The organism is Streptomyces sp. NEAU-174, from assembly GCF_052665095.1.
The window spans coordinates 243,397-252,298 of the sequence record NZ_JBQTCE010000017.1 but is presented as its reverse complement, the minus strand read 5'-3'; the positions used below and the strand labels follow the sequence as shown (position 1 = coordinate 252,298).

Genomic DNA, 8,902 nt, shown 5'->3' with positions numbered 1-8,902 from the left:
TTCCCCGAGGGCTGGCGTGCGCTGGGCCTGGCGGGGGCGCAGCTGGTCTACAACCCCTCGGCCACCTCCCGGGGCCTGTCGGCCTACCTCTGGCAGCTGGAGCAGCCCGCCGCGGCCGTCGCCAACGAGTACTTCATCGCCGCGATCAACCGCGTCGGCACCGAGGAGTACGGCGACAACGACTTCTACGGCACCAGCTACTTCGTCGATCCGCGCGGCCAGTTCGTCGGCGATGTGGCCAGTGACAAGGAGGAGGAGCTGATCGTCCGCGACCTCGACTTCGGCCTGATCGACGAGGTGCGCCAACAGTGGGCGTTCTATCGCGACCGGCGGCCCGACGCCTACGAGGGGCTGGTGCGGCCATGAGCAGCGACGACGTCACAGGCGGCGCCCACGCCACCCTCCACGCCCGCCACCAGGCCGTACTCCCCGACTGGCTCGCCGTCTACTACGAGCGCCCCATCGAGATCACCCACGGCGAGGGACGCCATGTCTGGGACGCCGAGGGCAACCGCTACCTCGACTTCTTCGGCGGCATCCTCACCACGATGACCGCCCACGCCCTCCCCGAGGTCACCAAGGCGATCACCGAGCAGGCCGGGCGGATCCTGCACACCTCCACGCTCTACCTCGACCGGCCCATGGTCGATCTGGCCGAGCGGGTCGCCGCGCTGTCCGGCATCCCGGACGCGCGGGTCTTCTTCACCACCTCCGGCACCGAGGCCAATGACACGGCCCTGCTGCTCGCCACCACGTACCGCAGGTCCAACCAGATCCTGGCGATGCGCAACAGCTACCACGGCCGCTCCTTCTCGGCCGTCGGCATCACCGGCAACCGCGGCTGGTCGCCGACCAGTCTGTCCCCGTTGCAGACGCTGTACGTACACGGTGGGGTGCGCACCCGGGGCCCGTTCGCCGGGCTGTCCGACGGGGAGTTCATCAAGGCGTGCGTGGCCGACCTCGAGGACGTCCTCGGCCAGGGGTACGGCAATGTCGCCGCGCTGATCGCCGAGCCGGTCCAGGGCGTCGGCGGTTTCACCTCCCCGCCCGACGGGCTGTTCGCCGCCTTCCGCGAGGTGCTCGACCGGCACGGCATCCTGTGGATCACCGATGAGGTGCAGACCGGCTGGGGCCGTACCGGCGACCACTTCTGGGGCTGGCAGGCGCACGACGGCTCCGGGCCGCCCGACATCCTCACCTTCGCCAAGGGCATCGGCAACGGCATGTCGATCGGCGGTGTCGTCGCCCGCGCCGAGGTCATGAACTGCCTGGGCGCCAACTCCATCTCCACCTTCGGCGGCAGCCCGATCACCATGGCCGCCGGTCTGGCCAACCTCAACCACCTGGTCGAACACGACCTCCAGGGCAACGCCCGCCGGGTCGGCGGGCTGCTGATCGAGCGGCTGCGCGCCGCCTGTGCCGGTGTGGACGGTGTGCGCGAGGTCCGTGGCCGGGGGCTGATGATCGGCATCGAGCTGGTGGACCCGGGCACCGGCGATCCGTCGCCCGAGGGCGCGTCCGCCGTGCTGGAGGCCGCCCGGGAGGGCGGGCTGCTCATCGGCAAGGGCGGCGGGCACAACAGCAGCGTGCTGCGGATCGCCCCGCCGCTCAGCCTCACCGTCGCCGAGGCCGAGGAGGGCGCGGAGATCCTCGAAGCGGCCCTCAGGACCGCCCTGGCGACCACCCGGTCCGGAAGGAGCGCGAGCTGATGTCCCGTACCGTGATCCGTGGCGGGCTGGTCGTCACCGCCGCCGAGGAGACCCCGGCCGATGTGCTGATCGAGGACGGCAAGGTCGCCGCCCTCGCCGCGCCCGGCAGCGAGTGGGCCCAGGGCTGGACCGCCGACCGTACGATCGACGCCACCGGCAAGTACGTCATCCCGGGCGGGGTCGACGGGCACACCCATATGGAGATGCCGTTCGGCGGCACGTTCGCCTCCGACACCTTCGAGACCGGCACCCGGGCGGCGGCCTGGGGCGGCACCACCACCATCGTGGACTTCGCCGTCCAGACGGTGGGCCACGCCCTGCGCGAGGGGCTGGACGCCTGGCACCTCAAGGCGCGCGGCAACTGCGCCATCGACTACGGCTTCCACATGATCCTCTCCGATGTGAACGAGAGCACGCTCAAGGAGATGGATCTCCTGGTGGGGGAGGGCGTGAGCAGCTTCAAGCTGTTCATGGCCTATCCGGGGGTCTTCTACAGCGACGACGGGCAGATCCTGCGGGCCATGCAGCGCGCCTCCGGCAACGGCGGGCTGATCATGATGCACGCCGAGAACGGCATCGCCATCGACGTCCTGGTGGAGCAGGCGCTGGCCGAGGGCAGGACCGACCCCCGCTACCACGGTGAGGTCCGCAAGGCGCTGCTGGAGTCGGAGGCGACCCATCGCGCCATTCAGCTCGCCCGGGTGGCCGGCGCCCCGCTGTATGTGGTCCACGTATCGGCCGAGGAGGCCGTAGCGGAGCTGACCCACGCCCGTGACCTGGGGCTTCCGGTCTTCGGCGAGACGTGTCCGCAGTATCTGTTCCTGTCCACGGACAACCTCGCAGAGCCGGACTTCGAGGGCGCCAAGTACGTCTGCTCCACCCCGCTGCGGCCTGTCGAGCACCAGGCCGCGCTGTGGCGGGGGCTGCGGACCAACGACCTCCAGGTGGTCTCCACCGACCACTGCCCGTTCTGCTTCACCGGGCAGAAGGAGCTGGGCCGGGGCGACTTCTCCAAGATCCCCAATGGCATGCCGGGCGTGGAGCACCGGATGGACCTGCTCCACCAGGCCGTGGTGGACGGCCATATCTCCCGCCGCCGCTGGATCGAGATCGCCTGCGCCACCCCGGCCAGGATGTTCGGCCTCTACCCGCGCAAGGGCACCATCGCGCCCGGGGCCGACGCCGACATCGTCGTCTACGACCCGGGGTCCCAGCAGACCGTGTCCGCCGAGACCCATCACATGAACGTCGACTACTCGGCGTACGAGGGCAAGCAGATCACCGGGCAGGTCGAGACCGTGCTCTCGCGCGGTGTCCCCGTCATCGACCGGCGGGAGTACACCGGACGTGCCGGGCACGGCCAGTTCCTCTCCCGTGACACCTGTCAGTACCTGAGCTGACCCAGGGAGCGAGCATGGACTTCGGACTCGTGCTTCAGACCGATCCACCCGCCTCGGCCGTCGTCGAGCTGATGCGCCGCGCCGAGCGCAATGGCTTCGGCTACGGCTGGACGTTCGACTCCGCCGTGCTGTGGCAGGAGCCGTTCGTCATCTACAGCCAGATCCTGGCCCGGACCGAGCGGCTGATCGTCGGCCCCATGGTCACCAACCCCGGGACCCGCACCTGGGAGGTGACCGCCTCCACGTTCGCCACCCTCAACGAGATGTACGGCAACCGCACGGTCTGCGGGATCGGCCGTGGCGACTCCGCGCTGCGGGTGGCGGGGCGCAAGCCCAACACCCTCGCCCGGCTCGAGGACGCCATCGGCGCCATCCGCGATCTGGCGGAGGGCAGGGAGGCGGTGGTGGACGGCAGCCCGATGCGCATCCCCTGGATCGAGGACAGCAGGCTGCCGGTGTGGATGGCGGCGTACGGCCCCAAGGCGCTCGCGCTGGCCGGGCGGAAGGCCGACGGCTTCATCCTCCAGCTCGCCGACCCGTTCCTGACGGAGTGGATGGTGAAGGCGGTGCGCTCCGCCGCCGCCGGGGCCGGGCGCGATCCGGACGCGCTCACCATCTGCGTCGCCGCCCCCGCGTATGTCGGCGACGACCTGGACCACGCCCGTGAGCAGTGCCGCTGGTTCGGCGGCATGGTCGGCAACCACGTGGCCGACCTGGTCGGTCGCTACGGCGAGCACTCCGGCGCCGTGCCCGAGTCCCTGACCGCGTACATCAAGGAGCGGCAGGGGTACGACTACGCCCACCACGGCCGGGCCGGCAACCCGGACACGGCGTTCGTGCCCGACGAGATCGTGGACCGGTTCTGTCTGCTCGGCCCGGCCGAGGCGCATATCGAGAAGCTGGAGCGGCTGCGCGAGCTGGGGGTCGACCAGTTCGCGGTCTACGCCATGCACGACGCGAAGGAGCGCACGCTCGACGCGTACGGCGAGCATGTCATCCCGGCGCTCACCGGCTGACCGGAAGACCGGCTGAGCCGCGCGCCGGCAAGGCATGGCCTCTTTTTCTTAAGGAGGAGTCAATTCCGTTTCCGTGGCCGCTCGTCGACTTTCGGCGGGCGGCCGTGGAGAACAAAAAGCGGATCCCCGAAAACCTTCGAACATGGTTACAATCACCTCGGTTTTTGTGCTCTGATGTGCGGTCGGCCGAACGACTCATTGCCACAGAAGGGTTGGGCATGACACAAACCGAGGTACCGATAGCTGTGGAGCTTCGGGGGCTCTACAAGGCCCACTATCGGTTTCAGTTCCTGAGCGCGGCATTCCAGTTAGGGCTCTTCGCGCTGGTGGAGAAGGAGCCCGGCCTGGCCGTGGGGCAGATAGCCACCCGGCTGGGGCTCAAGGAGCAGCCCACCCGCATCCTCCTTCTCGGCTGTACGGTATTCGGGCTTTTGGACAAGAAGGGCGACGGCTACCACATCACCCCGCTCTCGAAGCCGCTGACCGCCAACTTCGACGAGGCGCCCGCCTCCAACATTCCTTGGGAACAAGACGGTATCTACCGGGCAATGGCCTGGTTCTGTGAATCCCTCAAGGAAGACACCAACATCGGTCTGCGGCGGGAGATTCCGGGAACGGCGCCCACCCTCTACGGGCGGCTCGCCGAAAATCCCGAACTGGAAGCCACATTCCACACCATGATGTCCTCGGTGAGCAGGCTCGTGGGCGCCGAACTGGGAGAGAAGCTCGACCTCTCCGAGTGCACCCATCTCCTGGACATCGGCGGCGGAACGGCCATCAACGCCGCCAACTTCGCCGCCCGCCGACCGGAGCTGCGCATCACCATCGGCGATCTGCCCTCCATCGCGGCGGCCGCCAACGAGAAGATCGAGAAGCTCGGGCTGGCCGACCGGGTGCGGGCGGTGAGCCTCGACGCCTTCCACGACGAGTTCCCGACCGGCTGCGACGGTGTGCTCTTCGCCCACTTCCTGGAGATCTGGTCCCCCGAGCGGGTCCAGGAACTCCTCGCCAAGGCCGCCCGCGCACTCCCTCCCGGCGGCGCGGTCTACGTGGTCACCCCGCGCCAGGACGACGACGGCACCGGACCCGAGCGGGCGGCGCTGCTGTCCGCGTACTTCCACACCATCGCCTCCGGCGAGGGCATGGTCTACACGGGCGCCGAGTACGAGGAGTGGTTCCGCGCGGTGGGCATCGAGCCCGCCGGACGGGTGCCCCTCGGCGCGGACACCGTCGTGATCACCGGCCGCAAGGCATAGCCGGCCGCAAGGCATAGTCCGGAACCAGGCGAGGACACCCCCCGGCGGGCGCGCCGTGCGATGCGGAGGTCGCGACGGCCCGTGCGCCGGGGGCACGACCCGCCCCGATCGGGAGGCGAACCATGGCCGGCGCCACGAGCCCAGCCACCCCTGGCCACGCGGACGGCGAGGGCGACCGCCCGCCGCCGCACCACCGCCACAAGTGGCTGATCCTGGGGATCTGCTGCATCAGCCTGTTCATGGTGGGCCTCGACACCACCATCGTGAACCTCGCCCTGCCGTCCATCCAGGACGATCTGGACGCCACGCCCTCGGGGCTCCAGTGGACGGTGGACGCCTACACCGTGGTGCTCGCCAGCCTGCTGATGCTCTCCGGCTCCATGGCCGACCGGTTCGGCAGGCGCAGAACGTTCCAGACGGGGCTGCTGCTGTTCAGCCTGGGGTCGCTGCTGTGCGGGCTGGCCTCCGACACCGGTTCGCTGATCGCCTTCCGGATGGTGCAGGCCATGGGCGGCGCCATGCTCAACCCGGTGGCGGTCTCGATCATCGCCAACACCTTCACCGACCTGAGGGAGCGGGCCAGGGCGATCGGGCTGTGGGGCGCGGTCGCGGGTGTGAGCATCGCGCTGGGGCCCGTCGTCGGCGGCGCTCTGGTGGACTCCACCGGCTGGCAGGCCGTCTTCTGGGTCAACCTCCCGGTGGCCGCCCTCGCCCTGGCCCTCACCGCGCTGTTCGTCCCCGAGTCCAAGGCCCCGCGGCCGCGCAGGCTCGATCCGGTGGGGCAGCTGCTGGTGATCGCGCTGCTGGCGACGCTCACGTTCGGCATCATCGAGGGCCCGGTCAAGGGCTGGGACTCGGCGCCGATCATCGGCTGCTTCACGGTCGCCGTGGCCGTCGCCGTCTCCCTCATCCGCTATGAACTCCGCCGCGTCGAACCGCTGCTGGACGTCCGCTTCTTCCGCAGCCCCTCCTTCAGCGGCGCCATCGCCTCGGCGGTGTGCGGGTTCGCCGCGCTCGCCGGGTTCCTCTTCCTCAACGCCCTGTACCTCCAGGACGTCAAGGAGTTCTCGCCGCTGCACACCGGGCTGCTCACGCTGCCGATGGCGGCCATGACCCTGGTCTCCTCGCCGCTCGCGGGCCGTATCGTCGGCGCCCGCGGCCCGCGTATCCCGATGGTGATCGCCGGGGCCGGTACGGCGGCGTGCGGACTGCTGCTGACCCAGGTGCGGGCGGACACCCCGATCTGGTACCTGGTCATCGCCTATGTGGCGTTCGGTATCGGCTTCGGCATGCTCGACGCCCCGCTGACCTACTCGGCTGTCTCCGGGATGCCGCGCTCCCAGGCGGGGGTGGCCGCCGCGGTCACCTCCACCGGCCGCCAGGTGGGGGCGGCCCTCGGTGTCGCCGTCCTCGGGTCGGTCTCCACCGCCCGGGTGCACGGCCCCTTCGGCTCCGGGTTCCCCGGGGCCAGCCATCTGGGCTGGGCGATCATGGCCGGGTGCGGGCTCGCCATCGTGACGCTGGGCCTGCTCACCACCGGCGCCCGGGCCCGCCGCCCGGCGGAGCCCGGCCCCGAACCGGCCCCCGGCCAGCCCGCCGAACGTGTGCCGTGACCCGCGCGACGCCCTCGGCAATGGGCCCTACCAGCAGGTGACACCCCCGTCGACCAGCAGATCCGCCCCCGTGACAAAGCTCGCCGCGTCGCTCAGCAGGAACACCGTCGGCCCGACCATCTCGTCCACCGTCGCCATCCGGCCCAGTGGGGTGTCCGCTTCGAACCGCGCGACGCGTTCGGCCACCTCGGCGCGGCGATTCATGGGGGTGGCCGTATAGCCGGGGCTCACGCTGTTGACCCGGATGCCGCGGTCACACCACTCCGTGGCCAGGCTCTTGGTCAGCTGCATCACGGCGGCCTTCGACGCGTTGTAGTGGGCCTGGGTCAGCCCCCGGTTGGCGATGGTGCCCGACATGGAGGCGATGTTGACGATGGAGCCGCCGCCGTTGCGCAACAGCGCCCGGCCTTCGGCCTGACAGGAGAGGAACACACCGCTCAGGTTCACCTCGATCACCTTGTTCCACTGCTCGACCGGCATGTCCTCGGCCGGGGCGGCGTTGGCGATCCCGGCGGCGTTGACCGCCAGCCGGAGCGGGCCCAGCTCGCGTTCCACCCGGGCCACGGCCTCCGCGAGATCCTCGGCCCGCGTCACATCGGCAGGGAGCACGACCGCTCGTCGCCCGGTCTCCGCGATCGCCTCGGCCGTGCCGGCCAGATCGCTCCGCGGCAGATCGAGGCACCCGACATCGGCCCCCATCTCCGCGAGCCCGATCGCCAGGCGTCGGCCGATGCCGCTGCCGGCTCCCGTGACGAGGGCGACGCTGTCATCGAGCCGGAACGAGGGGACGGCCATGGGTTCCTCCAAGGTTGGGTCGGCCGGTTTCCCCGGCGTGTGTCGGCCGGTATTACGGCGCGTGTCGGTCGGGCCTGCCGGCCAGTCGGCCGGCGACCCCGAGATCGGTGATCAGGACATCGACCCAGCCGCCCAGCAACGCCGCCCTTATCGCGGCGTACTTGCGGTCTCCGCCGGCCACCCCGATACGGCGCGGGACGGCTCGGAAGTCGTCCGGGGTGATGCCGATGACACGGTCGTTGAGATCGGTGTCGAGCAGGGTGCCGTTTTCGTCGAAGAAGTGCAGACAGACATCGCCCACCGCGCCGAGACCGCGAAGCTTCTCCTGGTCGTCGAGGGCGAAGATGTTGCCGCTGCGGCGCAGCAGCGGTGAGGGTTCGAGACTGCCGATGCCCACGATGGCGAGGGTGAGGTTCTTCCAGGCCGCGACCACGCTGCTCACCTTGGGGTCGGCGAGGATCGCGTCCCGGACGGTGGCGCCGGCGACCAGGCCCGGCGCCGACATGAAGACCGGTTCCGCCCCGGTCATCTCGGCGAGCCGTCCCATCAGCCGGGTCGCCTGGACCTGGACCTGCGGTTCGCCCACCCCGCCCATCAGCTGGACGACCTCCTCCAGGAACCGCCCGCCGGGCCGGGACCGCATGGCCTCGACGGCGGCCAGCAGCGTGGCGCTCCACGAGGAGATTCCCAGCCGGTCGCCCTCCATGAGCGTCGTCTCCAGATAGACGGCGGCCGCCGCGCCGAGCGCCGGGATGACGGAGTCGGCCTCGCCCTCGACGTCGACCACGACCACGTCGCGAAGCCCGTAAGCCGCCGCGATCTCCTCTTCCAGATCGGCGAAGACACCGTCGGGGGGTACCACGATGGTGCGGACGATGCCCAGCTTGGCGGCCTGGGTGAGCAGTCTGGAGACGCGCGCCTGGGAGATGTGCAACTCCTCGGCGATCCGCGGCTGCCGCATGCCCTGCTCGTGGTAGAGCCGGGCGATACGGGTCATCAGCCGCAGTTGCTCGTCGCTGGTCGCCATGCGGGTGGTGCGGCGGGTCATCGGCTGACCGGTCCGGCTGTGGGGATTCATGTCGTCCTTTCAGGCAGGCCCAAGCGCTCGGGCGA

The 8,902-nt window shown here is 70.3% G+C and carries 8 protein-coding genes; 6 read left to right on the top strand and 2 right to left on the bottom strand.

The genetic code is table 11. The features are described from left to right. From ACT2CW_RS39220 to ACT2CW_RS39195, 6 genes are all read left to right on the top strand, one after another. Nucleotides 1-366: nitrilase-related carbon-nitrogen hydrolase (locus ACT2CW_RS39220; protein ID WP_445518749.1), on the top strand; the 366-nt coding region annotated here is incomplete at its 5' end. Next, on the top strand, nucleotides 363-1,709 hold the full coding sequence (locus tag ACT2CW_RS39215; RefSeq protein ID WP_445520044.1) for an aspartate aminotransferase family protein: 1,347 nt from the start codon (nucleotides 363-365) through the stop codon (nucleotides 1,707-1,709). The genes ACT2CW_RS39220 and ACT2CW_RS39215, both read left to right, overlap by 4 nt. After that, nucleotides 1,706-3,109, top strand: a complete 1,404-nt coding sequence (gene hydA, locus ACT2CW_RS39210; RefSeq protein ID WP_445520050.1) for a dihydropyrimidinase — start codon at nucleotides 1,706-1,708, stop codon at nucleotides 3,107-3,109. The genes ACT2CW_RS39215 and hydA overlap by 4 nt, the downstream gene beginning before the upstream one ends. Nucleotides 3,110-3,123: 14 nt before the next feature. Beyond that, nucleotides 3,124-4,125, top strand: a complete 1,002-nt coding sequence (locus ACT2CW_RS39205) for a TIGR03842 family LLM class F420-dependent oxidoreductase (RefSeq protein ID WP_445520043.1) — start codon at nucleotides 3,124-3,126, stop codon at nucleotides 4,123-4,125. 218 nt (nucleotides 4,126-4,343) lie between these two features. Next, nucleotides 4,344-5,381, top strand: a complete 1,038-nt coding sequence (locus tag ACT2CW_RS39200) for a methyltransferase (RefSeq protein ID WP_445520042.1) — start codon at nucleotides 4,344-4,346, stop codon at nucleotides 5,379-5,381. 122 nt (nucleotides 5,382-5,503) lie between these two features. Then, a complete protein-coding gene (locus tag ACT2CW_RS39195) occupies nucleotides 5,504-6,994 on the top strand; it encodes an MFS transporter (protein WP_445520041.1) in 1,491 nt (496 codons plus the stop codon). Nucleotides 6,995-7,021: 27 nt separating this feature from the next. Here ACT2CW_RS39195 and ACT2CW_RS39190 read toward each other — a convergent pair whose 3' ends face one another. After that, on the bottom strand, nucleotides 7,022-7,789 hold the full coding sequence (locus ACT2CW_RS39190) for an SDR family oxidoreductase (protein ID WP_182473595.1): 768 nt from the start codon (nucleotides 7,787-7,789) through the stop codon (nucleotides 7,022-7,024). A gap of 52 nt (nucleotides 7,790-7,841) precedes the next feature. Beyond that, nucleotides 7,842-8,867: a sugar-binding transcriptional regulator gene (locus ACT2CW_RS39185; protein ID WP_414083208.1), complete on the bottom strand. Its 1,026-nt coding sequence runs from the start codon at nucleotides 8,865-8,867 to the stop codon at nucleotides 7,842-7,844. Nucleotides 8,868-8,902: the final 35 nt, after the last annotated feature.